Annotated in this window: 20 protein-coding genes and 1 pseudogene; 17 read left to right on the top strand and 4 right to left on the bottom strand. The window is 74.4% G+C overall.

Annotated features, from left to right (window positions below):
* The first annotated feature begins 202 nt into the window (after positions 1 to 202).
* Positions 203 to 1063, top strand: a complete 861-nt coding sequence (locus tag FYW95_RS20350; RefSeq protein ID WP_159943923.1) for a lytic transglycosylase domain-containing protein — start codon at positions 203 to 205, stop codon at positions 1061 to 1063.
* Between the two features lie 216 nt (positions 1064 to 1279).
* On the opposite strand, the gene FYW95_RS20355 is transcribed toward FYW95_RS20350, so the two are convergent.
* Positions 1280 to 1813: a MarR family winged helix-turn-helix transcriptional regulator gene (locus FYW95_RS20355; protein WP_159943922.1), complete on the bottom strand. Its 534-nt coding sequence runs from the start codon at positions 1811 to 1813 to the stop codon at positions 1280 to 1282.
* 114 nt (positions 1814 to 1927) lie between these two features.
* Here FYW95_RS20355 and FYW95_RS20360 point away from each other — a divergent pair, with 114 nt between their 5' ends.
* The 5 genes from FYW95_RS20360 to FYW95_RS20380 all read left to right on the top strand — a co-directional run bounded on the left by FYW95_RS20360 (position 1928) and on the right by FYW95_RS20380 (position 6906).
* Positions 1928 to 2233 (top strand): MFS transporter, encoded by a 306-nt coding sequence (locus tag FYW95_RS20360; protein WP_159943921.1) that lies wholly within the window; start codon positions 1928 to 1930, stop codon positions 2231 to 2233.
* Positions 2125 to 2772 carry an MFS transporter gene (locus FYW95_RS20365; RefSeq protein ID WP_160050653.1) on the top strand — a complete coding sequence of 216 codons (648 nt, stop codon included), beginning with the start codon at positions 2125 to 2127 and terminating at the stop codon, positions 2770 to 2772. The genes FYW95_RS20360 and FYW95_RS20365 overlap by 109 nt, the downstream gene beginning before the upstream one ends.
* A gap of 128 nt (positions 2773 to 2900) precedes the next feature.
* On the top strand, positions 2901 to 4622 hold the full coding sequence (locus tag FYW95_RS20370; protein WP_159943919.1) for a glycerol-3-phosphate dehydrogenase/oxidase: 1722 nt from the start codon (positions 2901 to 2903) through the stop codon (positions 4620 to 4622).
* Between the two features lie 128 nt (positions 4623 to 4750).
* Complete coding sequence (locus FYW95_RS20375) at positions 4751 to 5482, top strand: response regulator transcription factor (protein WP_159943918.1); 732 nt, start codon at positions 4751 to 4753, stop codon at positions 5480 to 5482.
* 20 nt (positions 5483 to 5502) lie between these two features.
* A complete protein-coding gene (locus FYW95_RS20380) occupies positions 5503 to 6906 on the top strand; it encodes a sensor histidine kinase (protein ID WP_159943917.1) in 1404 nt (467 codons plus the stop codon).
* A 10-nt stretch (positions 6907 to 6916) separates the two neighbouring features.
* Here FYW95_RS20380 and FYW95_RS20385 read toward each other — a convergent pair whose 3' ends face one another.
* Positions 6917 to 7936 carry a TAXI family TRAP transporter solute-binding subunit gene (locus FYW95_RS20385; RefSeq protein ID WP_159943916.1) on the bottom strand — a complete coding sequence of 340 codons (1020 nt, stop codon included), beginning with the start codon at positions 7934 to 7936 and terminating at the stop codon, positions 6917 to 6919.
* A gap of 182 nt (positions 7937 to 8118) precedes the next feature.
* Between FYW95_RS20385 and FYW95_RS20390 the strand changes: the two genes are divergently transcribed.
* The 7 genes from FYW95_RS20390 to FYW95_RS20420 all read left to right on the top strand — a co-directional run bounded on the left by FYW95_RS20390 (position 8119) and on the right by FYW95_RS20420 (position 17704).
* On the top strand, positions 8119 to 9147 hold the full coding sequence (locus tag FYW95_RS20390; protein ID WP_159943915.1) for a TAXI family TRAP transporter solute-binding subunit: 1029 nt from the start codon (positions 8119 to 8121) through the stop codon (positions 9145 to 9147).
* Positions 9148 to 9158: 11 nt separating this feature from the next.
* Positions 9159 to 9728, top strand: a complete 570-nt coding sequence (locus FYW95_RS20395; RefSeq protein WP_159943914.1) for a DUF1850 domain-containing protein — start codon at positions 9159 to 9161, stop codon at positions 9726 to 9728.
* 73 nt (positions 9729 to 9801) lie between these two features.
* The gene (locus FYW95_RS20400) at positions 9802 to 11907 is read left to right on the top strand and encodes a TRAP transporter permease (protein ID WP_159943913.1); all 2106 of its coding nucleotides are present in this window, start codon (positions 9802 to 9804) and stop codon (positions 11905 to 11907) included.
* A 1-nt stretch (position 11908) separates the two neighbouring features.
* Positions 11909 to 12952, top strand: a complete 1044-nt coding sequence (locus FYW95_RS20405) for a hypothetical protein (protein ID WP_159943912.1) — start codon at positions 11909 to 11911, stop codon at positions 12950 to 12952.
* Positions 12953 to 13047: 95 nt separating this feature from the next.
* Entirely contained in the window at positions 13048 to 13497 is a 450-nt protein-coding gene (locus tag FYW95_RS20410) for a transporter (protein WP_159943911.1), read from the top strand.
* An 83-nt stretch (positions 13498 to 13580) separates the two neighbouring features.
* Positions 13581 to 15119, top strand: a complete 1539-nt coding sequence (locus FYW95_RS20415; protein ID WP_159943910.1) for a 3' terminal RNA ribose 2'-O-methyltransferase Hen1 — start codon at positions 13581 to 13583, stop codon at positions 15117 to 15119.
* Positions 15116 to 17704 carry a polynucleotide kinase-phosphatase gene (locus FYW95_RS20420; protein WP_159943909.1) on the top strand — a complete coding sequence of 863 codons (2589 nt, stop codon included), beginning with the start codon at positions 15116 to 15118 and terminating at the stop codon, positions 17702 to 17704. Before FYW95_RS20415 ends, FYW95_RS20420 begins: the two co-directional genes overlap by 4 nt.
* A gap of 71 nt (positions 17705 to 17775) precedes the next feature.
* Here the strand turns inward: FYW95_RS20420 and FYW95_RS28660 are convergent.
* Positions 17776 to 18087, bottom strand: a pseudogene (locus FYW95_RS28660) (LysR substrate-binding domain-containing protein); the annotation flags it as partial.
* A 289-nt stretch (positions 18088 to 18376) separates the two neighbouring features.
* Between FYW95_RS28660 and FYW95_RS20430 the strand changes: the two are divergent.
* Both FYW95_RS20430 and guaA read left to right on the top strand, forming a co-directional pair.
* On the top strand, positions 18377 to 20815 hold the full coding sequence (locus tag FYW95_RS20430; protein WP_160050654.1) for an endonuclease/exonuclease/phosphatase family protein: 2439 nt from the start codon (positions 18377 to 18379) through the stop codon (positions 20813 to 20815).
* Positions 20816 to 21037: 222 nt separating this feature from the next.
* Positions 21038 to 22618: a glutamine-hydrolyzing GMP synthase gene (gene guaA / locus FYW95_RS20435; RefSeq protein ID WP_159943907.1), complete on the top strand. Its 1581-nt coding sequence runs from the start codon at positions 21038 to 21040 to the stop codon at positions 22616 to 22618.
* A 136-nt stretch (positions 22619 to 22754) separates the two neighbouring features.
* On the opposite strand, the gene FYW95_RS20440 is transcribed toward guaA, so the two are convergent.
* The gene (locus FYW95_RS20440; RefSeq protein ID WP_159943906.1) at positions 22755 to 24641 is read right to left on the bottom strand and encodes a serine/threonine-protein kinase; all 1887 of its coding nucleotides are present in this window, start codon (positions 24639 to 24641) and stop codon (positions 22755 to 22757) included.
* Between the two features lie 261 nt (positions 24642 to 24902).
* On the opposite strand from FYW95_RS20440, the gene FYW95_RS20445 reads away from it, so the two are divergent.
* Positions 24903 to 25889 (top strand): 4-(cytidine 5'-diphospho)-2-C-methyl-D-erythritol kinase, encoded by a 987-nt coding sequence (locus FYW95_RS20445; protein WP_159943905.1) that lies wholly within the window; start codon positions 24903 to 24905, stop codon positions 25887 to 25889.
* 82 nt (positions 25890 to 25971) lie between these two features.
* A complete protein-coding gene (locus tag FYW95_RS20450; RefSeq protein ID WP_159943904.1) occupies positions 25972 to 26676 on the top strand; it encodes a thiamine pyrophosphate-dependent enzyme in 705 nt (234 codons plus the stop codon).
* The last annotated feature ends 7 nt before the right edge of the window (positions 26677 to 26683 follow it).

The following is a 26683-nucleotide window of genomic DNA, read 5'->3' on the forward strand; positions in this document are numbered from 1 at the left end:
TCACACCGGCGCGGCCCCCGCCGCGTGCCACCGCACCCCGCCGACCTGGGCCGATCCGAAGAGCCGCGGACCGGTCCTTCCCGGATCCGCGGCAGGCGCCCGATTTCGGGTCCCCAGGCACTGGACACGCACCGTCGGCCGTCGCGTACCTTGGTTCCGGCCTGATGTGGCGTTGACGTTTCCTTGAAGATGTGGGGAGCCTATGGGTGAGCGGCGTGCGTCCGGTGCCGACCGGAGCCGAAGGCGTGGCCCGGCGGTCGCCGTGTGTGTGACGCTCGTGGTGTGCCTGCTGGTGACCGGGGGTGTGATCGTCCTGGTGAACCGGGTGACCAGCGCGTTCAACGAGTGGTCGGCGTCCGGGGCCTCCGGAGTGGAGTCGCCCCGGGGTTCCATCCAGACCCCGCCGCACGACGAGCTCACCGGCCCGCCGGAGCGCGCCGAGGTGACCCCCGCCGACGAGGAGCCCGAGCGGGCGGGCGCCGACGAGCGGTCCGCCCCCGCCCTCCCGCGCCCGAGCGCGGAGTGGCTGGACCGGGTGGCGGAGTCGACCGGCATCCCGCGCCGCGCCCTGGAGGGGTACGCCGGCGCCCAGCTGGTACTGGCCGAGGAACTCCCCGGCTGCCAGCTGTCCTGGCCCACCCTGGCCGGGATCGGGTACGTGGAGTCGCACCACGGCACCTTCGCCGGGGGCGAGATCGGCCCGGACGGGGCCACCACCGTCGACGTCATCGGCATCCCGCTGGACGGCACCAACCGCACCCGGGCCATCCCCGACACCGACGGGGGCCGCTACGACGGCGACACCGAGTGGGACCGGGCGATCGGCCCCATGCAGTTCATCCCCGAAACCTGGGCGATCTGGGGCGCCTCCGTCAGCGGGGACGACCCCGACCCGCACAACATCGACGACGCCGCGCTGGCGGCGGGCCGCTACCTGTGCGCGGACGGCCGCGACCTGACCTCGGCCCTCGACTGGGAGTCGGCGATCCTGACCTACAACCGCTCCAGCGCCTACGTCACCGACGTGCTGGCCTACGCGCACGCCTACGCCGACGCCGCCTGAGCCCCCAGGGCGGGGCCGCCCGCGCCCCCGTACGGGGCGGTTCTCGGGCCGCTGCCGTGGCAGCTCGTTGACACGTCCTTCGGGGTGTTCGGGATCGTCCCGCTGCTCATCGTGTACCGGATGATCCGGCGGCCGGAGGCCCTGGACACACCCGGCGCCCCCGAGAAGGTCCCCCCGGCCGGGAAGGTCTCCGCGGCCCCCTGAGGGAACGGCCGGTCAGCCGCGCGCGGCCAGCTCTCCCGGTGCGGAGGCCCGCTCCTCCCGGGCGGGGGGCCGGCTCCGGGCGAGGGCGCTGTCGGGGGCCAGACGGGCGAGCAGGGTCCGGCTGATGTCGAGCAGCTGGTCCCGCTGCTCCGGGCTGAGCACGTCGAACAGGTTCTCCCGCATGCTCCGCACGTGCCGCGCGCCCGCCCGGTCCAGGACCCCCTGCCCGGTGTCGGTGAGCGCGGCGAACCAGCTGCGGCGGTCGTGCTCGCAGTGCACCCGCCTGACCAGCCCCGCCTCGGCGAGCTTCTTGACCGCGTGGGAGACACGGCTGGGCCGGGTGTGGGTGAGCGCGGCCAGGTCGCTCATCCGCAGTGACTTGTGGTGCGCCTTGGAGAGCAGCACGAGCAGCTCGTAGTAGGTCAGCGGCAGGTCGGTCTCCTCCTGGAGGTCCTGCTCCACGCGCTGGTCCAGCAGTCGAAAGGCCAGCGTGGCGGCGTCCCAGGTGCGCTCCTCGGCGGAGTCGAGGCACTCGTGTTCGCTCATGCCGAGATGCTACCACGCTGGAATGTTGCGCATTGAAGTAGTTTCATCTACTCTCGTGCTGAATATTCCAGTGTTGAACTAAAAGGTTCGGCCGCTGCGGAAGCGCCCGCCCCCATGTCCGACACCGCGTCCCCGCAGAACCCGTCCCGGGCCACCGGGCCGCCGCCCCAGAAACCCTCACCGCGCCGCGCCCGGCTGGCGCTGGCCGTCCTGGTCCTGGCGCACTTCGCGCTCCCGGTGGACTTCAACATCGTCTACATCGCGCTGCCCGAGATCGGCGCCGCCTTCGGCCTGGCCCCCGCCGCGCTCCAGTGGGCGGTCAACGCCTTCGCCCTCGGCTACGGCGGCTTCCTGCTCCTGGGCGGTCGGGCCGTGGACCGCCTCGGCGCCCGCCGCGCCTGCTCGCCAACCGGCCGCTGATGGTCACCATGGCGCTGATCTTCGTGCTCATGGGCGCGGTCAACACCCTGCACTACGTGTACACCACGCACGTGCAGACCACCCTGGGGCTGAGCCCGCTCGCGGCCGGGCTGGGCTTCCTGCCCCAGGGAGCGGCGGCCATGCTCGGCTCCTCGCTGCTGCTGCCCCCGCTGCTCGACCGCCAGGGCACCCGCGGCACCCTGTTCGCCGGTACCGCGGGGGTGGGCCTGACCGGGCTGGCCTTCGCCGCCGCGGTCGCGGCCGACTCCTACTGGGCGGTGCTGCCCGCGGTGGTCCTGCTCGGGGCCACCGCCGGAACCGTCTACCCGGCCGTGTTCGCGGTGGCCGGGGTCCCCGAGGCCGAGCAGGGCGTGGGCTCGGCGATGGTCTCCGCCTCCCAGCAGACCGGTGCGGCGGTCGGGCTGGCCGCGCTGCTGGCCGTCGCGGCCTCCGGCGCGGGGCTGGCCGGCGCCTCCCTGGCCGGAGGCGCCCTCACCCCGGCCGCCGCACTCCTCGCCCTGGCCCCGCGCGGAAGGTGACCCCGGGACACGCCGCGGCGGCGGACCCCCGGCCCGCCGCCGCACGGTTAGCCTGGGGCCCTCCCGGATGGACACGGGCGCGGGGCGGGTATGGCCCGGGAGAGCCCCCATCGAGACGGAGGAGACGGATGGCTACCACCTGGCTGGGACCCAAGGGGCGCGCCGAGGCGCTCGCGTCGATGGCCGACAGGGAACTCGACGTCCTCGTGGTCGGGGGAGGCATCGTCGGCGCGGGCATCGCCCTGGACGCGGTCTCGCGCGGACTGTCCACCGGCCTGGTCGAGGCCCGCGACTTCGCCTCGGGCACCTCCAGCCGCTCCAGCAAGCTCATCCACGGCGGACTGCGCTACCTGGAGCAGTTCGACATCGCGCTGGTCCGCGAGGCCCTCCGGGAACGCGGTCTGCTGCTCACCACCATCGCCCCCCACCTGGTCCGCCCGGTGCCCTTCCTGTTCCCCTTCGCCCACCACTGGGAGCGCGCCTACATCGGCGCGGGCGTCACCCTCTACGACACCCTGGCCCTGAGCTCGCGCAACAACCGCGGCCTGCCCTCCCACCGCCACCTGACCCGCTCCGGCGCCCTGCGGATCTTCCCCGCGCTCAAGCGCAGCGCCCTGGCCGGGGCCATCCAGTACTGGGACTGCCAGGTCGACGACGCCCGCCTGGTCACCACCGTCCTGCGCACCGCGGCCGGGCTGGGCGCCCACATCGCCTCCCGGGTCCAGGCGGTCGGGTTCCTGCGCGAGGGCGAGCACGTCGTCGGCGCCACCGTCTCCGACCTGGAGACCGGGCACGAGCTGCGGATCCGGGCCCGCCAGGTGGTCAACGCCGCCGGGGTGTGGACCGACGACATCCAGGAGATGGTCGGCGGCCGGGGCCAGATCCACGTCAGCGCCTCCAAGGGCGTCCACCTGGTCGTGCCGCGCGACCGCATCCAGGCCTCCTCCGGCATGATCCTGCGCACGGAGAAGAGCGTCCTGTTCGTCATCCCCTGGGGGCGGCACTGGATCATCGGCACCACCGACACCGCCTGGGACCTGGACAAGGAGAACCCGGCCGCCAGCCGCGCCGACATCGACTACGTCCTGGACCACGTCAACCAGGTCCTGCGCACGCCCCTGGGCAGGGACGACGTCGAGGGCGTGTACGCGGGCCTGCGCCCGCTGCTGTCGGGGGAGTCGGAGGAGACCTCCAAGCTCTCCCGGGAGCACACGGTGGCCCACCCCGTGCCCGGCCTGGTCCTCATCGCCGGGGGCAAGTACACCACCTACCGGGTCATGGCCAAGGACGCGGTCGACGCCGTCGCGCACGGGCTGGGCGGCGCGATCCCGGGCTCGGTCACCGAGCGCCTGCCCCTGGTGGGAGCCGACGGCTACTGGGCGCTGCGCAACCAGCGCCACCGGCTGGCCCGCGACTCGGGGCTGCACGTCTCACGGATCAGCCACCTGCTGCGCCGCTACGGCTCCTCCGTGCACGACCTGCTCGACCTGGTCGCCGAGCGCCCCGACCTCGGGCGTCCCCTCGCGCACGCCGAGGACTACCTGCGGGCCGAGGTCGTCTACGCGGCCGAGGCCGAGGGAGCCCGCCACCTGGAGGACGTGCTGTCCCGGCGCACCCGGATCTCCTTCGAGACCTGGGACCGCGGCATCGCCGCGGCGCAGGAGGCCGCCGAGCTGCTCGCGGGCCCCCTGGAGTGGACCGAGGAGCAGGTCCGGCGGGAGGTGGAGTACTACCGCAAGGGCATCGAGGCCGAGCGGGCCGCCCAGGAGCAGGACACCGACCAGGAGGCGGACGCCGCCCAGCACGGCGCGCCGGAGATCGTCCCGGAGGCGCGCGTCATCCGCGCCTGAGGCCCCGGAGGGCACCCCGCCGGCGCGGCGGGCCGTGCTGCACGGGGCCACGCGGGTGTGGTTCGCGGCACAGTGTCCGGTTAGGGTGCGGTACCAGCCCCCCGCACGGACACCGAGGACGCGAACCCATGATCAAGGTGCTGCTCGTCGAGGACGACGTCCGACTCGCCGACGCCCTCGCGGGCGCCCTGGAGGCCCACGGCTACGCGGTCGACCAGGTGCGCACCGCCGAGGGGGCGCTCGCCGCCGCGCCCGCCGACATCGTCCTGCTCGACCTCGGCCTGCCCGACATGGACGGCGTCGAACTGTGCGCCCGCCTGCGCGAGCGCAACGGGGTCGGCGACACGGCCGTCATCATGGTCACCGCCCGCGGCCAGCAGCGCGAACGGGTCCGCGGCCTGCGTTCGGGCGCCGACGACTACGTGGTCAAACCGCTGGCCATCGAGGAGCTGTGCGCGCGGATGGAGGCGGTCCTGCGCCGCACCCGCAAGCGCGCCGACGCGCCCCTGGTCGCCGGGCCCCTGCGGGTGGACCTCGCCACCCGCGCCGTCACCCGCGCGGGCCGGCCGGTCGATCTCACCCGCAAGGAGTTCGACCTGCTCGTCGCGCTGCTGCGCGAGGCCGGGACCGTGGTCCCCCGCGAACAGCTGCTGCTGCGGGTGTGGCGGACCTCCTGGCCGGGGACCCTGCGCACCCTGGAGGTGCACATCGGCACCCTGCGCTCCAAACTCGACGTCCCCGGGCTCATCGAGACCGTGCGCGGGGTCGGCTACCGGCTGACCGCGGTGGAGGACGCCCCCGGCGCGGCTCCGGCGGCCGCTCCGGGGGGTTCCCCGGCCGCGGCCGTCCGGCGCCCCTGACCCCGCCCCGGAGCACCGCGATGCGCCAACGAGTGCTGACCGTGTACGTCACCCTGCTGGTCGCGGCCTGCCTGGGCCTGGCCCTGCCCCTGTGCGGGAGCATCGCCGCCCGCGGCACCTCGGACATGCTGCTGGACCGGATCAACGACACCGCGCGCTTCGCCGGACTCGCCGAACCCAGCGTGCTCACCGGCGCGGCGGGCACCCTGTCCGGCGAGCTGACCGCCTACGACCAGCTGTACGGCATCCCCGTCGTCATCGTCGACCGGGACGGCCGGGTCGTGGCCGCCTCCCGGGAGGGCGCCACCCTCGCGACCCTGGACCCCGCCCAGGACTCCGGCGGGGAGCTCCCCGAGGCCGTCCGGACCGCGCTGGCGGGCAACCGGATGGGCTCGGACACGGTGGTCTACCCCTGGCAGGACGGCCCGCTGATCGTGGCCGAGCCCATCGGCCGCTCCGGCGAGGTCGTGGGCGCGGCCGTCACCGCCTCGCCCACCGGTGCGCTGCGCCGCGCCACCCTGGCCCAGTGGTGCGTGGCCTGGGCCGCCGTGGCCGCCCTGATGGTGGCGGGCATCGCCGCCGCGGGCCCCCTCACGCGCTGGGTGCTGCGCCCCATCGACGACCTCGACGAGGCCACCCGGGCGGTCAGCGGCGGCAGCCTGGGCACCCGGGTGCGCACGGCGGCCGGTCCGGCCGAGCTGCGCCGCCTGGGGGAGTCCTTCAACCAGATGGCCGACACCATCGCCTCGATGCTGGAGAGCCAGCGCACCTTCGTCGCCTACGCGGGCCACCAGGTGCGCAACCCGCTGGCGGCCCTGCGCCTGCGCGTGGACTCCCTGTCCCGCCACCTCACCCCCGCGGGAGCGCCGGAGCACCGGCTGGCCCTGGACGAGGTGGACCGCCTCAGCCGGATCTGCGACAGCCTGCTCACCCTGGCCCGCACCGAGGACGCCGAGCACTCCGTGGTCTGGGAGGACGTCGCGGAGGTCGTCGAGGAGCGCGTGGTGTCCTGGGCGCCGATCGCCGAGCGCGCCGGGGCCGTCCTGGTGCGGGAGGGGGAGGAGGGCGTGCGCGTCCGCTGTGTGGAGGGCACCCTGGACCAGGCCCTGGACGCGCTCATCGACAACGCCCTGAAGTTCGGCGGACCGGGCGTGCGGATCACCGTGCGCACGCACCGGGTGCCCGGGGGCCCCGACGGGCCGGGCCACGTGGACGTGCACGTGGTGGACGACGGCCCCGGTCTGCCCGCGGCCCAGTTGGACCAGGCCGCCCGCCCCTTCTGGCGGGACGGGCACGACGGGGTGGGCGGTTCCGGGCTGGGCCTGTCCATCGTCGTCACCCTGCTGGAGCTCCAGGGCGCCGACCTGTCGCTGCGGCCCGCCGAGCCGCACGGGATCGACGCCCGGATCCGCCTGCCGCTGTGAGCCCGGGGCCTCAGCCCCCGCCGCCGGCTCCGGGGTCGTTGGCGTACTTGACCTCCCGGTAGTAGGCGGCCGCGCCCGGGTGCAGCGGAACGGGCAGGGTGGCGATCGCCGAACGGGGGTGCAGGTGCAGCGCCACCGGGTGGAACCGCACCAGCTCCGGGCGAGAGTCGAACAGCAGCCGGGTCAGCTCCCGGGCCGTGGCGTCGGGCATGGCGGTGTTGACCACCAGCAGGCTCGGCACGCCGATGGTGCGCACGGCGGGCACCCCGGGGTAGGTGCCCGCGGGCACCGGCAGGTCCGAGAAGTACTCGCCGTACTCGCGGATCAGTGCCGGGACGTGCTCGGTCAGGTCCAGCAGCCGGACCGGGGTGCGCCCGGCCAGGTCGGAGACCGCCTGGGTGGGCAGTCCCCCGGACCAGAAGAACGCGTCGATCCGGCCCGCCTCCAGTGCGCGGGCCGAGGCGCCGATGGACAGCTGCACCCGGGTCACCCCGCCCTCCGCGGCCCCGCCGCCCCCGGCGTCCAGGCCGACCAGGGCCAGGAGGCGCTCGGCCATCATCTCGGTGCCCGAGCCCCGCGCGCCCACGGACACGGTGCTCCCCGCCAGGTCGGCGACCGTCTGGTAGCGGGAGTCCGCGCGCACCACCAGGTGCGTGTGGTTGTCGTACAGGCGCGCGACGGCCGCGATGGGCAGCGGCTCCTCGAAGGGCTCCTCGCCCGCGACCGCCAGGGCGGCCACGTCGGCGAGGGTGAAGGCGGCGTCCATGCCCCCGGCCGCGACCACGCGGTTGTTCTCCACGCTCGCGGCCGTGGTGAGGGCGACGATCTCGGTGCCGGGACGGGCCTCGGCGGCCCGGGCCAGGCCCGCGCCGTAGACGTGGTAGACCCCGCCCGTGCCACCGGTGCCCACGGACAGGCGGAGCGGCTCGGCGGCCCGCGGCTGCGACCACGTGAGCAGGGCGGCGGCGGCCAGGAGGGCGAGGAGGGCTCCGGCGGCCGTACCGAGCCGTCGGGTGGGGGACCGCACCATGGCCACAGCCTAGCAACGCGGACGAAACCTCAGGGGAGGCTCAAATCCGCCGCCGGATCCTACGGGTTTCGCGGGGACGGCCGCTACGTTGCTGGTCAGCGGAGTGGCGCCTGTCACACCCCCCGTCCGGGGCGCCCGAGCGCCGTTCCCGCCCCACCCCCGAAGCACCCGAGAGGACCCCCATGCGACGCCCGACACCCTCCCTGGCCGCCGTCCCCCTCAGCGCGCTGCTGCTCGCAGGCTGCGCCCAGCCGGCGGAGTCCGGCGGCGGCGAGGAGGCCGGGATCGGCGGCGGTCCCGTCCAGAACCAGCTCAGCATCGTCACCGGCGGCACCGCGGGCGTGTACTACCCGATCGGCGGCGCGCTGAGCACCATCATCGGCGACAACCTGGAGGGCCAGACCGGTTCGGTGGAGGCCACCGGGGCCTCGGTGGAGAACCTGCGCCTGCTCGGCTCCGGCAGCGGCCACCTGGCCATCGTCCAGGGCGACGCCGCCGACCAGGCCGCCACGGGCACGGCCGACTTCGAGGGCGCCCCGATCCAGACCTACGCGCTGGCCGTGCTCTACCCCAACGTCTTCCACGCGGTGACCCTGGACTCCATCGCCGAGGACAAGGGCTTCGAGTGCTTCTCCGACGTGGTCGGCACCCGCTACTCCGTCGGCGACGTCGGCAGCGGCAACGAGGCCACGACCCGGCAGGTCTTCGAGTCCCTGGAGATCGCCAGCACCGAGATCGAGCTGGACCAGCTCGGCTACGCGGAGACCGCCAGCGCCCTGCAGAACAACCAGCTGGACGCGGGCTCCTGGGTGGTCGGCGAGGGCCACGCCGGGATCACCGAGCTCGGCACCACCGACGACGTCGCGCTCATCCCGCTGTGCGACGACGAGCGCGCCGCGGTGGTCAACGGCTACGGCGGCTACACCGAGCACGTCATCGAGGCCGGGACCTACCCGGGCGTGGACGAGGACGTGCCCACCATCGCCGTGTGGAACGCCCTGGTCGTGCCGGGCGAGTTCAACGAGGACCAGGCCTACGACATCACCGCCGCGATGTTCGAGCACGTCAACACGATCGTCGACGTGTACGCGCCCGCCGAGGAGTACCTCGTCCCCGAGACCATCGTCAACAGCCCCGTCCCGGTGCACCCCGGCGCCCTGCGCTTCTACGAGGAGCAGGGCGTCGAGATCCCCGAGGACCTGCGTCCCTAGGGACCCGGCCGATGGACACGACGCCCGCCGTGAGCGTCCGCGGACCCGCGGAGGCCGGGGCCGCCCCCCGGCGTCCGCGGGCCGCCGCGCCGTGGTCGGGCGGCGCGGCCCTGGCCGCGGTCCTCGCCGCCCTGCTGCTCCCCCTCTGGCCCGCCCTGCGGATCAGCGACGCGGGCGAGACGATCGGCCACCTCTCCCTGGCCGAGGGGGAGCGCCTCACCATCGCCTACGTCCACTCCATCGACGGCCTGCCCATCGAGGAGGACCTGCGCGTCCGCGACGGGCGCCTCGTGGTCGAGGCCACCCGGGTCCGCCAGTTCGGCGCGGGCATGGGCCACATCCCCGGGGAGGGGACCGGGCGCGCCGACGGCCGGTGGTGGGTGGTCGAGGGGATCGACCGCGACATCGGCCCCGAACTGGTCATCAGGGTCGGCGCCCCGGCCGTCGACCACCGCCTCCGCACCCCCCGCGAGGAGGTGCGGCTCTCCCCGTGCCTGGCCGCCCGCCCGGTGGCCGTCGCACCGGTCCGGGCCTCCGCCCTCCAACTGCTGTGGGGCGGGTCCCCCGAACCGGAGTGCTGACCCCCCGCCCCCCCGCGCGCCGCCCTCCGCGGCCGCCGCCGTCCGGCCCCACCGACACCACCGAGGAAGAGACATGGCTGAGAACACGTCCCAGGCGCGGGGCGACACCTCCGACGCACCCGAAACCGACCCCCGGACCGGAGGCGCCGGGGCCGTGACCTCCGCCGAACCCCTGCCCGACGTGGAGGGCGAGCGGGAGAACAGCGACCCCGTCTGGAGGCGGCTCGCCACCGAGCGCTGGGGCGAGGGCCGCCTCGCCTCCGTCGTCGGCGCCGCGGTCGTGCTCCTGGCCGCCGCGCTGACCCTCTTCCAGCTCTACATCGCGCTCCGCGCCGGGTTCGACGCCCGCCAGCAGCGGCTCATCCACCTGATGTTCGTCCTGGTGCTGGTGTTCCTCGTCAAACCGGCCCTGCCCGGCCGGGCGGGGCGCTCGGTCCCCGCGCTGGTGCTCGACCTCGTGCTCATCGCGGCCACCGTGGCGGTCAGCTGCTACCCGATGGTGTTCCAGGCCGAACTGGCCTCCCGCGCCGGCGCCTACACCGACACCGACTGGATCATGGGCCTGACCGCGATGGTCCTGCTGCTGGAGGCGACCCGCCGCGCGGTGGGCCTGGTCATGGTCGCCATGGTGGCCGGGTTCGTCTTCTACGCGTGGATCGGCCCGCTCATCCCCGGCCAGTTCGGGCACTCCGGCGCCACCATCCAGCGCATCGCCACCCACAGCTACCTGGGCGACGGCATCTACGGCCTCACCCTCGGCGTGGTCGTCACCTTCGTGTTCGTCTTCATCCTGTTCGGCGCGCTGCTGTCCAAGACCGGGGGCGGCAACTTCTTCGTGGGCCTGGCCTACGTGCTCACCGGGCGCATGGTCGGCGGCCCCGCCAAGGGCGCGGTCCTGGGCAGCGCCCTGATGGGCTCGGTCTCCGGCAGCGCCATCGCCAACGTGGTCAGCACCGGGCCGTTCACCATCCCCCTGATGCGCAAGGTCGGCTACCGCCGGCACGACGCGGCGGGGGTGGAGGCGGCGGCCTCCACCGGCGGCCAGATCCTGCCGCCCATCATGGGCGCGGGCGCGTTCATCATGGCCGAGCGCACCGGCATCCCCTACGCCGACATCGTCAAGGTCGCGATCATCCCGGCGCTCATGTACTTCGGCGTCATGTTCCTGTTCGTGGACATCCTGGCGCGCAAGCACGGCGTCGGGCTCACCAGGGACGCGGACCTGCCCACGCCGCGCGCGGTGATGGGCGCGGGATGGCACTTCCTCGCCCCGCTCGTACTGCTGATCGTGCTGCTGCTCAACTACGTGCCGCCGACCCGGGCGGGCCTGTACGCGTGCGGCGCCCTGCTGCTGGTGGCGATGCTGCGCGCCGGGAGCAGGCTCTCACCACGGGACTTCCTGGAGGTCTTCGTGCTGGCCGCGCGCAACACCCTGCCGGTGTCGGTGGCCTGCGCGGTGGCGGGCGTCATCGTCGGCATGGTGGGGCTGACCGGGCTCGGCCTGGTGCTGTCCAACGTGCTGGTCACCGCGTTCGCGGGCAGCCTGCTGCTCACCCTGCTCATGGTCGCCCTCACCTCCCTCATCATGGGCATCGGCCTGCCGGTCACCGCCGCCTACGTGGTGCTCGCGGTCCTGGCCGTCCCCGCCCTGGAGGAGCTGGGGCTGGCGGTGATCGTCGCGCACATGATCGTGTACTGGTACAGCCAGGACTCCAACGTGACGCCGCCCGTGGCCTTCGCCGCCTTCGCCGCCGCCGGCATCGCCAACGCCACCCCGATGCGCGCGGGCCTGTCGGCGTGGAAGTTCGCCAAGGGCCTCTACCTCATCCCCCTGCTGATGGCCTACTCCGCGCTCATGGTCCTCGACGGCCCGGTCCCGGACCTCGTCCTCGCGGTGCTCAGCGGCTGCGTCGCGCTCGCGGCGGCGGCGATCGCGATCGAGGGCCACTTCCTGCGCCGCACCCCGGTGGGGGAGCGGCTCGCCCTGGCCCTGGCCGCCGCGCTGGTCATGGTCGCCCCCGAGTGGAGCGCCCTGTTCGGGCTCGTGCTGTCGGCGCCGGCGGCCCCCGGCTGGTTCGTCCTGGCCGGTTCGGTCCTGGGCACCGCCCTGATCACCCTGCAGGTGGTCAACCACCGGCGGAGGTCGGGCGCCGGCCCCGCGCCCGCTACGCTCAGCTGACATGTGGCACTTCGGACGCAGACCGGGCAGGGCGGCACGCAGCGACGACATCGGGGCACTCCTGCTGCCGGAACCCTTCGCCGCCGACCCCGGGCTGCGGACCGTGTGCGAGGCGGTGCGCGAGGGCGACGCCGAGGCCGGGGTGCCCCTGCTGGTGGAGAGCCGGGAGGACCCCGAGCTGCGCACGCTGCGGGCGGCCGAGCTGGGCCGGGCCGCCGCCGAACGCCCCGAGGAGGTCGCCGTGCTCGTCGAGCACGGCGCCGACCGGGCCGACGCCGTGCTGTGGCTGGGCTACGCCCTCCTGGCGCGGGCGCTGGACCGGCCCGCGGCCGTCTCCACGGCCGAGACCAAGGCGGCCTCCGCCGCGCTGCACGAGGCCAGGGAGACGTTGCAGGCCGCGGTGGCGCTGCGCTCCGACGACGCGGTGGCCTGGGAGGGGCTGCAGAGGGTCGAGCTGGCCCTGCGCGCCCCCCGGTCGGAGCGGGACCGGACCTGGCGCGAGACCGTGGCCCGGGCACCGCACCTGTTCTCCGCGCACGTGACCCGGGTCCGCTCGGTCGCCGTGGCCGACGCGGGGACCCCCGCCGCCGCGGCGGCCGACGAGATGTTCGCCTTCGCGGGCTCTGTGGCCGACACCGCGCCCGAGGGCAGCCCGCTGCCCGCGGTGCTCGCCCTGGCGCACGCCGAGTTCCTGCGCCGTGAGCGCGCGCGGCTGCGCGGGGAGGGCAGCATGGAGCTCGTGGTGCAGCAGGCCCTGGGCCGCCTGCACGGCGAGGCCGCCCGGGAGCTCTTCTCCTTCGCCCGCGACTGGGTCTCCGCCGCCGTCCCGCACCCGCGCGACGCGCAGGCGCACCACCTGTTCGGGTGGGCCCTGCACCGGGCCGGGATGACCGACGCCGCCCGCTGGCACCTCACCGCCGTGGGCACCGTGCGCTGCGACCTGCCGTGGTCGTTCTTCGGCGACCCCACCGCCGAGCTGGTCCGCACCCTGACCGAACTGGGGGTGGACCCCGGCCGCGCGCCCGACGTCCCGCCCCCGCTCTGAGCCTCGGCGCCGGGCCTGCGGCGGGCGGGTACGCCTCCCGCGGCTGAGTACGCCTACTCAGGCGCGCCGGGGACGCGCCGGGCAGATTGGGGTGTATGAACGAACGAGCCCTCACCCCCGCCCCCCGCGTCCCGCTCGCCGCCGCGGCCGCCGCCCTCGCCGCCGTCGCCCTGGGCCACCTCGTCGGATGGGGTGCCAGCCGGCTCCTGGACATCGGCCACACCACCCCCGACGCCAACATCGGCGCGGGGATCGCCCTGATCCTGCTGCCCCTGCCCGTGGCCGCGCTTCTGGTCTGGCCCCTGGTCCGGTTGCTGCGCATGCCCCGCCCCCGGACCACCGCGCTGGTCGCCGCCCCCCTCTACCTGCTGCTGGGCGGGGGAGTGTGGATGCTGTGGATCTCCGCCGTGAGCGGGCTTCCCCCCGGCTCGCCCCTGTCCGACCTGGTGGAGTCGCTGTGGACCCTGGCCGCCGCCCAGACCCTCATCCTCGCCCCCGTCCTCGGCGGCACGGCCTGGTTCCTGCGCCGCCGCGCCGCCGCCTAGCCCGCCGGAGGCGGACACCGGCCCGGACCCGCCGGACCGAAAAGCACTCGCCACCCGGCTCCGAACCCGGTCACAATGCACGGGTGCTACTGACGATCACCACCACGGCCCGCCCGGCGACCGACCTCGGCCACCTGCTGCACAAGCACCCCGACCGCGTGCAGGGCTTCGAGCAGTCCTTCGGGACCGCCTACGTCTTCTACCCCGAGGCGACCGAGGAGCGCTGTACCGCGGCGCTCCTGCTGGAGGTGGACGCGCAGGCGCTGCTGCGCGCGCGCACGTCGGTGAGCACCCCCGACTTCTCCCTCGCCCAGTACGTCAACGACCGCCCCTACGCGACGTCCTCCCTGTTCACGGTGGCGTTGGGCCGGGTCCTGCGGTCCGCCCTCCGGGGCACCTGCCGACAGCGCCCCGAACTGGCGCGCACCCCCATCCCCCTGGAGCTGCGCCTGCCCGCGGTGCCCTGCCGGGGCGGGGCCGACCGGGCGCGGGCGCTCTTCGAGCCCCTGGGCTGGTCGGTGCTGGCCGAGCCGGTGCCCCTGGACCCGGGGCTGCCCGGCTGGGGCGACTCCCACTACCTCTCGCTCACCCTCACCGGGACCCTGCGCCTGTCGGAGGCGCTCAGCCACCTGTACGTGCTGCTGCCCGCCATGGACGGCACGAAGCACTACTGGGTGGACCGCGGCGAGGTCGACAAGCTCCTGCGGGCCGGGGGACTGGCGGACGCGGCCTCGGAGGGGGCGGCGGAGGGCGGCGACGACCCCGGCGCGCACGCCTCCGGCTGGCTCGCCGCGCACCCCGAACGCGCCTGGATCACCCGCCGCTACCTCAACCGGCGCGAGAGCTACGTGCGGACCGCGCTGGCCCGCCTGGCCGAGGCCGACGACCTGCCCGAGGAGGCCGGGGACGACCCCGCCGTGGAGGAGGCCGCCGAGGAGCGGATCGCCGCCCCGGGCCGCGGGGAGCGCGAGCCCTCGCTCGCCGAGCAGCGCGCGGGCGCGGTCATGGCGGTACTGCGCGCCGAGAACGCCGCCAGCGTCCTCGACCTGGGCTGCGGCTCGGGCAAGCTGCTGGAGCGGCTGGTCCGGGAGCCCTCCCTGGGCCGGGTCACCGGCGTGGACGTCAGCGTCGCCAGCCTCGAACACGCCCACCGCAGGCTCTGCCCGGGCTGCGACCCGCGCGGGCGCGGCCGCCACCGGCCCCTGTTCGCCGACACCGCGGGCGGGACCGAGCACGCGGCCGCCCGTCCGGAGCTGCTCGTGGGCTCGGTGGTCTACCGGGACAAGCGCTTCGAGGGCTACGACGCCGCCGTGCTGATGGAGGTGGTCGAGCACCTGGACCCGTCCAGGCTGCCCGCCATGGAGGAGACCGTGTTCGGCGCCGCCCGGCCCCGGGTCGTCGTGGTCACCACGCCCAACGCCGAGTACAACGTCCACTACGAGGGACTGGAGGAGGGCCGCCTGCGGCACAGCGACCACCGCTTCGAGTGGACCCGCGCCGAGTTCACCCTGTGGGCGGACCGGGTGGCCGACCGCTACGGCTACCGCGTCCGCCACGTGCCGGTGGGGCCCGAACACCCCGAGACCGGAGCCCCGACCCAGATGGGAGTCCTCACCCGATGAACACACCCGAGAAGACCGCCCCCGCGACGCGCGTGCTCACCGTGCCCGCGATGGGGCTCGTCGTGCTCGTCGGGGTGTCCGGCTCCGGCAAGTCCACCTTCGCGGCCCGGCACTTCAAGCCCACCCAGGTGATCAGCTCCGACTACTGCCGCTGCCTGGTCAGCGACGACGAGAACGACCAGTCCGCCAGCGCGGACGCGTTCTCGCTGCTGCACACCATCGTGGACATCCGGCTGCGCCGGGGGCTGCTCACCGTCGTGGACGCCACCAACGTGCAGTCCGGGGCGCGGGCCCAGCTGGTGCGCATCGCCAAGGACAACGACGTGCTCTCCACCGCGATCGTGCTGGACGTCCCCGAGGCCCTGGCCCGGGAGCGCAACCGCCACCGGCCCGACCGCGACTTCGGCGACCACGTCATCCGCCGCCAGCGGCGCGACCTCAGGCAGGGGGTCAGGCGGCTCAGCCGCGAGGGCTTCCGCAGGGTCCACGTGCTCACGGGGCCCGAGGAGATCGACGCGGCCACCGTGGAACTGGAGCGCGCCTGGTCGGACCGCCGCGAGCTCTCCGGCCCGTTCGACATCGTCGGCGACGTGCACGGGTGCCGGGAGGAGCTGGAGGAACTGCTCGGCCGGCTCGGCTACGCGCTCTCCCGGGACGACCGGGGGCGCCCGGTCGGCGCCCGCCACCCCGAGGGGCGCACCGCGGTGTTCGTCGGAGACCTCGTGGACCGGGGGCCCGACAGCCCCGGCGTGCTGCGCCTGGTCATGGGCATGGTCGCCGACGGCGACGCCCTGTGCGTGCCCGGCAACCACGAGAACAAGCTGGTCCGGGTGCTCAAGGGCGGCAGGGCCCAGCTGACGCACGGCCTGGCCGAGACCATGGACCAGCTGGGCCGGGAGAGCGAGGAGTTCCGCCAGCGCGTGCTGTCCTTCTGCGACGGCCTGGTCAGCCACCTCGTCCTGGACGGCGGCGCCCTGGTCGTCGCGCACGCCGGGCTCAAGGAGGAGTACCACGGGCGCGCCTCCGGGCGGGTGCGCGCCTTCGCCCTGTACGGCCAGACCACCGGCGAGACCGACGAGTACGGTCTTCCGGTCCGGCTGCCGTGGGCGCGCGAGTACCGGGGGAGGGCCGCCGTGGTCTACGGGCACACGCCCATGGACAAGGCCGAGTGGCTCAACAACACCATCTGCCTGGACACCGGCTGCGTGTTCGGCGGCAGGCTCACCGCGCTGCGCTACCCGGAGCGCGAGCTGGTCGACGTGGACGCCCACCGCACCTGGTACGAGCCCGTCCGGCCCCTGGCCGGGGGCGCGTCCACGGAGGCCGAGCGCCCCGACGCCTCCGTGGACGCCACCGACGTCGGTGTCGGAGGCCCCCGGCCCGGTCTGGCCGTCCATACGCGGTACGGGACCGTGCGCACCGACGCCGGCAGCACCCTGGCCGCGCTGGAGGCCATGAGCCGCTTCGCGGTCGACCCGCGCTGGCTGCTGTACCTGCCGCCGACCATGGCGCCCGCCCCGACCTCCGCCGAGCCCGGCGTGCTGGAGCACCCGAAGGAGGCCTTCGCGTCCTTCCGGGGCAGCGGCGTCGGCGAGGTCGTGTGCGAGGAGAAGCACATGGGCTCGCGCGCCGTCGCCGTGCTGTGCCGTGACGAGGCCGCCGCGGAGCGCCGGTTCGTCCCCGGTGAGCTGGGCACCGTCTACACCCGCACCGGGCGTCCGTTCTTCGGCGACCCCGCGCTCCGGGCGCGGGTGGTGGACGAGCTGCGGCGGGCGGTCACCGACGCCGGGCTGTGGGACCGGCTGGGCACCGACTGGATCGCCCTGGACGGGGAGATGCTGCCGTGGTCGGCCAAGGCCCGATCGCTCATCCGCGAGCAGTACGCGTCGGTGGGCGCCGCGGCCCGCGCCGCCCTGCCCGCCGCCGGTTCGGCGCTCGCCGCCGCGGCCGGGCGCGGACTGCCCGTGGACGGCCTGGCGGACCGGGTGGCGCGGCGCACCGAGCAGGTGGAGGAGTTCAGCCGGGTCTACCGGCGCTACTCCTGGGACACCGACGGCACCGCCGGACTGCTGTACGCGCCGTTCATGGTGCTGGCCTCCGAGGGGCGGGAGTACGGCGACGCCGACCACCTGTGGCACATGGCGACCGCCGAACGCCTGGCCGAGGCCAGCGGCCTGGTCCGCTCCACCCGCTACCGCGTCGTGGACACCACCGACCCGGCCGCGTGCGCCGCCGCCGCCGACTGGTGGGGCGACCTGGTCGCCGCGGGCGGTGAGGGCATGGTGGTCAAGCCGGTCCTGGGCGCCCGCGCCGAGGGCCGCAAGGGCCTGGTCCAGCCGGGGCTGAAGGTGCGCGGTCCGGAGTACCTGCGCATCATCTACGGCCCCGACTACACCGACCCCGAGCGGCTGGAGGTCCTGCGCGACCGCAACGTGGGCCGCAAGGGCGGCCTGGCCATGCGCGAGCACAAGCTGGGCCTGGAGGCCCTGGAGCGGCACGCCCGCGGCGAACCGCTGTGGCGCGTGCACGAGCCGGTGTTCGCCGTGCTGGCCCTGGAGTCGGAGCCGGTCGACCCCCGGCTGTAGGCGGTGCGCCCGGCGGACACCCGTTCCGCCGGGAGCACCCGCCGCACCGGGTGCTCCGGCGGGACCGGGGCCAGCCGCGGGACCAGGCACACGCCGAACCCGTGCGCGACCAGCGCGGAGACCGCGAACCACTCCCTGGCGCCGTGGGCGACGTGCGGCGTGAACCCCGCCGAGGCGCAGGCGGACAGCAGGAGCCGGTACTGGTCGGCGCGCTCGGGCGAGGCGATCCAGTGCTCGTGCGCCGCCTCCTCCAGCCGCACCCCGTCCCGTCCGGCCAGGGGGTGGCCCTCGGGCACCAGCAGGTTTTGCGGCTCGTCCAGGAGCGGGCGCTGGTCGAAGCGCCGGTCACCGGGCGGCGGACTGTCCGGTGTGGGGAACAGCACCGCAGTGGCTCGCGGTGGTGTGCGTGGCGGTCGCCTCGGCCGGGGCGGTGGCCACGTCGCCGGGAGGGGAGCGGGAGGTCCTTGGAGGATCCTCCCGGAGGGGAGCGGCGGTCGATTGGTCCGATCCTCCCAACTGAGCCCTACTTCGCCTGCTTTTCACGCACTCTCTTTCGTTCGGACATCCGAAAAGGCCATGATGTGCACGCCTCGGAGCACGCCCCGCGGAAGAGCCCGCGCACGGCGGTCCGGGCGCGCACCGCCCCAACCCCCAGTCACTTTCGGAGAAGATGTGTTCCCCAACCGACCCGGGCGCCTGACGGCGTCCACGTCCGCCGCGGCGGCCGTACTCCTGGGCGCCAGCCTCGCGGGAGCACCGGCCGTCCTCGCCGACACCGCCACCCCGGTGATCAGCGAGGTCTACGGCGGAGGCGGCAACAGCGGCGCCGACCTGCGCCACGACTTCGTCGAACTGGGCAACCCCGCCGCCGAGGCGGTCTCGCTCGACGGCTGGAGCGTGCAGTACCTGCCCGCCAGCCCGGGCGCCACCACGCGGGCGCAGGTCACCGCCCTGAACGGTGAGATCGCGGCCGGAGGGCACTACCTCGTCCGCCAGGCGGCGGGCGCGGGCGGCACCGTCGAACTGCCCGACCCCGACGCCGCGGGCGGCGCCAACATGGCCGCAGCCTCGGGCACGGTCCTGCTCGTGAGCGGCACCGCCCCCGTCACCTGCCGCACCGCCGACGAGTGCGCGGAGGACGCCGACGTCGTCGACATCGTCGGCTACGGGACCGCCGTCGTCCACGAGGGCACGGCCGCCCCCCGGCTGGACAACACCACCTCCGCCGCGCGCGACGCCGGGTTCACCGACACCGACGACAACGGCGCGGACCTCACCGCCGGAACCCCCACGCCCACCAACTCCGCGGGCCGGACCCCCGGCGGGGGCGGCGGCCCGGAGGAGCCCGAGGAGCCGGTCGAGCCCGGCGACCTGCGCGTGCACGACGTCCAGGGCACCACCCGCACCTCCCCCTACGCCGGACAGCAGGTCGCGGGCCTGCCCGGCGTGGTCACCGCGGTCAACCCCTTCGGCGGCGCCCGGGGCTTCTGGTTCCAGGACACCGAGGGCGACGGCGACCCGCGCACCAGCGAGGCGCTGTTCGTCTTCACCGGGTCCACCACCCCCGACGTCGCCGTGGGCGACGAGGTCGTGGCCGCCGGGCGGGTGAGCGAGTACCGCCCCGCCTCCGGCACGCAGACCATCACCCAGCTGGACCAGGCCCGCTGGACCGTCGTGTCCTCGGGCAACACCCCGCCCGAGTCCCTCCTCCTGGAAGAGGACACCATCCCCGAGGCGTACGCCCCCGACCACGGCGGCGACATCTCCGGCCTCACCCTGGAACCGGACACCTACGCCCTGGACTTCTGGGCCGCGCACGAGCACATGCTCGTCCGGGTGGAGGACGCCCCCGTGGTCGGCGCCAGCGACCCCTACTCCGCCCTGTGGGTGACCACCAAGCCCGGGCAGAACCCCACCGCCAACGGCGGGACCCGGTACGCCTCCTACCAGGACCAGAACTCCGGCCGGGTCAAGATCGAGTCGCTGCTGGACCTGTCCCGGCACCCCTTCCCCCAGGCCAACGTGGGCGACACCCTGGCCGGGGTCACCGAGGGCCCCGTCTACTACAGCCGCTACGGCGGCTACCTCGTCCGCGCCACCACCCTGGGCGAGCACGTGTCCGGCGACCTGGAGCGCACCGGCCTGCGCGACGGCAAGCGCTACGAGGTCAGCATCGCCACGTACAACGTGGAGAACCTCGACGCCCTGGACGACCAGGGCAAGTTCGACGAGCTGGCCACGGGCATCGTCCGGTACCTGAGCTCGCCCGACATCATCGGCCTGGAGGAGATCCAGGACAACAACGGCCCCGTCGACGACGGCACCGTGGACGCCGACCTCACCCTGGACAGGCTCGTCGCGGCGGTCGAGGCGCAGGGCGGCCCCTCCTACGAGTGGCGCCAGATCAGCCCCGAGGACAAGCAGGACGGCGGACAGCCGGGCGGCAACATCCGCAACGCCTTCCTCTTCAACCCCAAGACCGTGCAGTTCGTCGACCGCCCCGGCGGCGACGCCACCACCGCCGTGGAGGTCGTGGAGGGCCGGCGCGGCGCCGAGCTGTCGGTCTCCCCGGGCCGGATCAGCCCCAAGGACGAGGCCTGGGCGTCCAGCCGCAAGCCTCTGGTCGGCCACTTCCGCTCCCTGAACCGGGACATCTACGTGGTCACCAACCACTTCAACTCCAAGGGCGGCGACCAGCCGCTGCACGGGGTCAACCAGCCGCCGAACCGCACCAGCGAGCCCCAGCGGGCCGCCCAGGCCGAGCTCGTCCGCGAGTTCGCCGAGGAGCTGCTGGCCGTGGACCCGGAGGCGAACCTGGTGGTCATGGGCGACCTCAACGACTTCCAGTTCTCCCGGACCCTGGACATCCTCACCGCGGACGGTCCGATGTACAACCCGATGGAGGACCTGCCCGAGGAGGAGCGCTACAACTACGTCTTCGACGGCAACTCCCAGGCGCTGGACCACATCCTGGTCAACGCCGCCGTCGCGGACCGGGTCGACTACGGGATCTCCCGGATCAACTCCGAGTACCACGACCAGGCCAGCGACCACGACCCGCAGGTGCTGTGGCTGGACGTGCGCCGCGGCACCCCGCCGGGACGCCCCTGACCCCGCCCGGCCGGGTCCCCTCCGGGACCCGGCCGCCCGCGGCCTGGGCTGGAGGGCCGTGCACACGGTGGAGGCCTGCCGCGGCGCCTGGCGCCGGCAGTCGGCCGACCCCCGGGGTCCGCGGGCTGAGCGGGAGCGCACACCCTCCGGCGCGCGCCCGAGCACGGGGAACGGCCTAGACTGGGCGGACATCCCTGTACTTCCTGCGGAAGGTCCTCCGTCGTGTCCGTTGGTGCTGAGAGCACGTTCGACACCGTTCTCGTCGTCGACTTCGGCGCGCAGTACGCGCAGCTGATCGCACGGCGCGTCCGCGAATGCCACGTGCACAGTGAGATCGTGCCCTCGACCATGCCCGTCGAGGAGATGCTCGCCAAGAACCCCAAGGCCATCATCCTCTCCGGCGGGCCGTCCTCGGTCTACGCCGAGGGCGCGCCCAACCTCGGTCCCGAACTGTTCGAGACCGGGGTGCCCACCTTCGGCATCTGCTACGGCTTCCAGGCGATGACCCGGGCCCTGGGCGGCACCGTGGCCAGGACGGACCTCAGCGAGTTCGGCCGCACCGAGCTGTCCGCGGTCACCGAGTCCCTGCTGTTCGCGGGCATGCCCGCCGAGCAGCTGGTGTGGATGTCGCACGGCGACTCGGTCACCGCCGCCCCCGAGGGCTTCACCACCACCGCCAGCACCGCGGGCGCCCCGGTCGCCGCCTTCGAGGACACCGACCGCCGCCTCTTCGGCGTCCAGTTCCACCCCGAGGTCCTGCACACCGAGCACGGCCAGGAGGTACTGCGCCGCTTCCTGTACGAGGGCGCGGGCTGCCGCCCCACCTGGACGATGGTCAACATCGTCGAGGAGCAGGTGGAGCGGATCCGCGAGCAGATCGGCGACAAGCGCGTCATCTGCGGCCTCAGCGGCGGCGTGGACTCGGCCGTGGCCGGCGCCCTGGTACAGCGCGCGGTCGGCGACCAGCTCACCTGCGTGTTCGTCGACCACGGCCTGCTGCGCAAGGGCGAGGCCGAGCAGGTGGAGAAGGACTTCGTCGCGGTCACGGGCGCCAAGCTCAAGGTCGTGGACGCCCAGGAGCGCTTCCTGTCCGCGCTGGCGGGCGTCACCGACCCCGAGGGCAAGCGCAAGATCATCGGCCGCGAGTTCATCCGCGTGTTCGAGCAGGCGGCCCGCGAGGTCGTCGCCGAGAGCGGCGAGGAGGGCGCCGAGGTCGAGTTCCTCGTCCAGGGCACCCTGTACCCGGACGTGGTGGAGTCCGGCGGGGGCACCGGCACCGCCAACATCAAGTCGCACCACAATGTGGGCGGCCTGCCCGACGACCTCCAGTTCACCCTGGTCGAGCCGCTGCGCGAGCTCTTCAAGGACGAGGTGCGCAGGGTCGGCGAGGAACTGGGCCTGCCGCCCGAGATGGTGTGGCGCCAGCCCTTCCCCGGCCCGGGCCTGGGCATCCGCATCATCGGCGAGGTGACCCACGAGCGCCTGGAGGTCCTGCGCGAGGCCGACGCGATCGCCCGCGAGGAGCTCTCCCGCGCCGGGCTGGACCGCGACATCTGGCAGTGCCCGGTGGTGCTGCTCGCCGACGTGCGCTCGGTGGGCGTGCAGGGCGACGGCCGCACCTACGGCCACCCCGTGGTGCTGCGCCCGGTCAGCAGCGAGGACGCGATGACCGCGGACTGGTCGCGTCTGCCCTACGACGTCCTGGCCAGGATCTCCAACCGGATCACCAACGAGGTGCGCGAGATCAACCGGGTGGCGCTGGACGTGACCAGCAAGCCCCCGGGCACCATCGAGTGGGAGTAGCCCTCCCCGGCCCCTGACGGGCCCGGCACGCGCCGCCCCGGCGCGCGTGCCGGGCCCGTCGCGTCCTCGGGGGACCCCGCCGTCACGGCGGGTGCCTGACCGGCTGACCGCGGGCGCGGAGGCCGCCGGGCCGGGCTCAGTCCACCAGGTGCTGGACGCTGATCTCGGTGGGGTCGGCGTCCGGGCGGTGGCTCAGCAGGAGGGTGTCCGGCTCCTGGTCGTCGCGCAGGATGAACACCAGCTCGCCCGTGGCCGTGGCGCCGGGGCCGATCCCGGCCGTGTCCCACAGCGCCGCCTCGGCCTCGTCAGCGGACGGCCGCTGGGCCTCGACGATGCCGCCGGGGTCGGTGGTCATCCGCTGCGAGGAGAAGGCGAAGCCCAGGAGTTCGTCGCTGACGTTGGACAGCGACAGCGCCACCACGCAGTACCCGGCGCTCGACTGCAGCTCCGAGCGGATGTTGTACTTGGCCAGGCCGCAGGTCACGTCGTCCACGCGGTACTCGACCATCCGGTCGGGGGACATCGCCACCGCCTCCCCGGCCGGTTCATCGGTCGGCGTGTCGCCCGGGTCCTCGGGCTCCGCCGGGGCGCCGTCGTCCTCGGGCGCGGTGTCGGGCTGCTGGTCCCCGGAGGTGCTCTGCCGGGTGTCGCCGCCGAAGAGCGGCGTGTTGTTCACCAGGATGCTCAGAATGATCGTGAGCACCACCAGCAGCGCCAGTGCGCCGAACACGACGACGAGGACGAGGCCCCTGCGCCGGTTCGGGGCCGCGGGCCGGTGCGGGGGCGGCGGCACCGGCGGCACGTACGGCTGCGGCCCCGGGCGGTTGGCCTGCTGATCGGGCGGCGGGACCATGGGGATGGGACCGGTCGAGGCCGGGTGCTGGCCCGGGGCGGGCGGCCCGGAGGGCCGGGGCCGCCGCGCCTGCCCGCCCGGGCGGGCGGCGGCCGGACGGCCCTGGGGCGGTCCCTGCGGGTGCTGGAAGTTCCCCGTCTGGTGGGCGGGCGGCGACATGGGCGCGGGGGGCGCGGACTGGTACTGGCCGGGTCCCGGGCGGCGCATACCGGACATGGTCTGGTGGCCGGGCGGGGCCTGCTGCGGGTGCGGCATCCCGGGCGGGACCGGGGGCAGGTTGGGCCGCCAGGACTGGTGCAGCGCGTGCGAGACCATGTCGTTGGGGTTGGTGCTCTCCTCACCGCCCGCCAGCTCCAGCAGCAGGTCCTGGGCGGTGGGGCGCAGGCTCGGCTCCTTGGCCAGCGCGCGCGTGACCAGGCGGTCCAGCGGGCTGACCAGGTTGCCGATCTGCGGTTCGGCGAAGAGCACGCGCTTGCCCAGGGTCATGGCGTCGCCGTTGCCGAAGGGGTGGGTGCCGTTCCCGGCGAAGGCCACCAGGCACCCCCAGGCGAAGATGTCCGCCGCGGTGGTGACCTTTTCCTCCAGCAGCTGCTCCGGGGCCATCCAGCCCGGGCTGCCCATGACGATGCCGGTCTGGGTGTGGTTCGTGGCGGTGTTCATCGCACGGGCGATGCCGAAGTCGATCACGCGGGGACCCGAGAGCGACAGCAGCACGTTGGCGGGCTTGAGGTCGCGGTGGACCAGCCCGGTGCGGTGGATCGCGGCCAGGGCCGCGGCCACGCCCAGCGCGAAGCCGTGCAGGGTCGAGGAGTCGAGCGGGCCGTTCTCGGCGATGTGCTCGGCCAGCGCGGTGCCCGCGATGTACTCGGTGACCATGTAGGGACGGTTCTCGAAGGTCCCGTGGTCGAGCACCTTGGCCGTGCAGAAGGAGGCGACCTTGCGGGCGTTCTCCATCTCGTCGCGGAAGCGCGCCCGGGTGGCCTCGTCGAAGGCCAGTTCCGGGCGGATGACCTTGATCGCTACCTGGTTGCCGCGGTTCGGCGCGCTGCCGAGGTAGACGGTTCCCATACCGCCACTCCCCAGCTTCCCGGACAGCACATAGGGGCCGATGGTGGCCGGATCCCCGGCGGCCAGCGGTTCCAGGTTCTTCGGGAGCCCATCCGACGGCAAGCGACCCTCCCCGACGGTGTCCAAACTCCGCCTTGCCCCAAGGTAGCGGTGTTTGTGCCCGGATTCCCACTCACAGACCTGTTTCGGCCGTTCTGGGGGCGGGCGGTGACTGACATGACAGTGGTGACGATCCCCGGACCGCGGTCCCGGTTCCCGGTTGCCCCCGGCGACACCGGTGTCGGCGGGGGGTGGTGAACACACCGGCGCCCGGCGCGGGGTACGTGTTCACGCAAGGTGGGGGTCCTTTACGATTGGGGACTCGTGACCGTTGATACCACCGTAACCGTGCGGGTCCCCGCGAAGGTGAACCTCCAGTTGGCGGTGGGGCCCAGACGTGAGGACGGGTTCCACGACCTCGTCAACGTGTTCCACGCCGTCTCGCTGTTCGATGAGGTTACCGTCAAGCGGGCCCCGTCGTGTCGGCGAACCGGAACGGACCCGGACGGCGCGGGGGCCGGACCTCCCCTCCTCGCCGGGCTGACGGCCGGGGGCGGACTGGGCGCCCACCTGTCCCGCGTTCCCCTGGACGCCTCCAACCTGGCCGCGCGCGCCGTGGAGCTGCTGGCCGAGCGGACCGGCCGGGGCACCCCCGTCACGGTCCACATCGACAAGCACATCCCGGTCGCGGGCGGCATGGCCGGGGGGAGCGCGGACGCCGCGGCGGCCCTGCTGGCCTGCGACCGGCTGTGGGGCTGCGGCCTGCCGCTGGAGGCCCTGCTGGAGTACGCCGCCGAGCTGGGCAGCGACGTGCCCTTCGCGCTGGTGGGCGCCACGGCGGTGGGCGAGGGGCGCGGGGAGGTCCTGCGGCCGGTCGCCAGCCCGGGGCGTTTCCGCTGGATCTTCGCCCTTTCCCCGCACGGGCTGTCCACGGCGCGGGTGTTCGGCGAGTACGACCGGATGCGTCCGGACGCGCCCGAGCCGCGGCTGGACCCGGCGCTGGCCGACGCGCTCGCCAGCGGCGATCCGGCGGCGCTGGGGGCGGCGCTGGCCAACGACCTCCAGGCGGCGGCGCTGTCCCTGCTCCCGGAACTGGAGCGGACGCTGAAGACGGGCAGCGGCGCGGGCGCCCTGGGCGCGCTGGTCTCGGGGTCGGGACCGACCTGTGCCTTCCTGGTCGGCGGAGGGGACGAGGACACCGCGGCGGTGGCCCGGCGCGAGGCGGCGGTCACGGCCGCGCTGGAGGCGAGCGGGCTGTGCGAGCGGGTCGTGGCGGCGTGGGGCGAGGTCCCCGGGGCCGCTGTCGTGTGACGTAAATCACTTCGGTTTCGCCGCCTCCGTGGTGGCGCCTCCTGGTTGACCTCAACTTTGGTTGAGGTACAACACTGGGCGCATGACCGCCACAGCCCCCCTCTCGCGCTACGCGGACCTGCCGGCCCTCATCGGACTGATGGAGGGTGACGACAAGCACCGGGGAGCCGCCCACGGCACCCTCGACGTGGTGTGGGTGCTCTACGACCGCGTACTCGCCGTCGCCCCCGAGACCGCCGGGGACCCCGCCCGCGACCGGTTCCTGCTCTCCAAGGGCCACGGCCCCGCCGCCTTCTACGCGGTGCTCGCCGCCAAGGGCTTCCTGGAGGTGCCCGCGCTGCGGGGGTGGGCCTCGTTCGACTCGCCGCTGGGCCACCACCCCGACCGGGTGCTCGTGCCCGGCGTGGAGATCGGAAGCGGCTCCCTGGGGCACGGACTGCCGCTGGGGCTGGGGACCGCGCTCGGCCTGCGCGCCCAGGGCGTGCGCCGCCCGGACGGGGCCGCTCCCCGCGTCGTGGTGCTCGTCGGCGACGGCGAGCTGGACGAGGGCAGCAACCACGAGGCCATCGCGGTCGCGGGCCGCCTCGGGGTGGACGGTCTGACGGTCGTCGTCGTGGACAACGCCTCCTCCAGCCTCGGATGGCCCGGCGGGATCGGCTCCCGCTTCCTGACCGAGGGCTGGGAGGTCCGCGAGGCCCCCGGGCGCGACCACGAGGCCCTGTACGCCTCCTTCACCCGGCCCCACGCGGGGCGGCCGCTGGCCGTCGTCGCCCGCGTCCGCTCCTAGGAGAGCA

The organism is Nocardiopsis sp. FR4 (assembly GCF_009830945.1).
Taxonomy (GTDB): domain Bacteria; phylum Actinomycetota; class Actinomycetes; order Streptosporangiales; family Streptosporangiaceae; genus Nocardiopsis.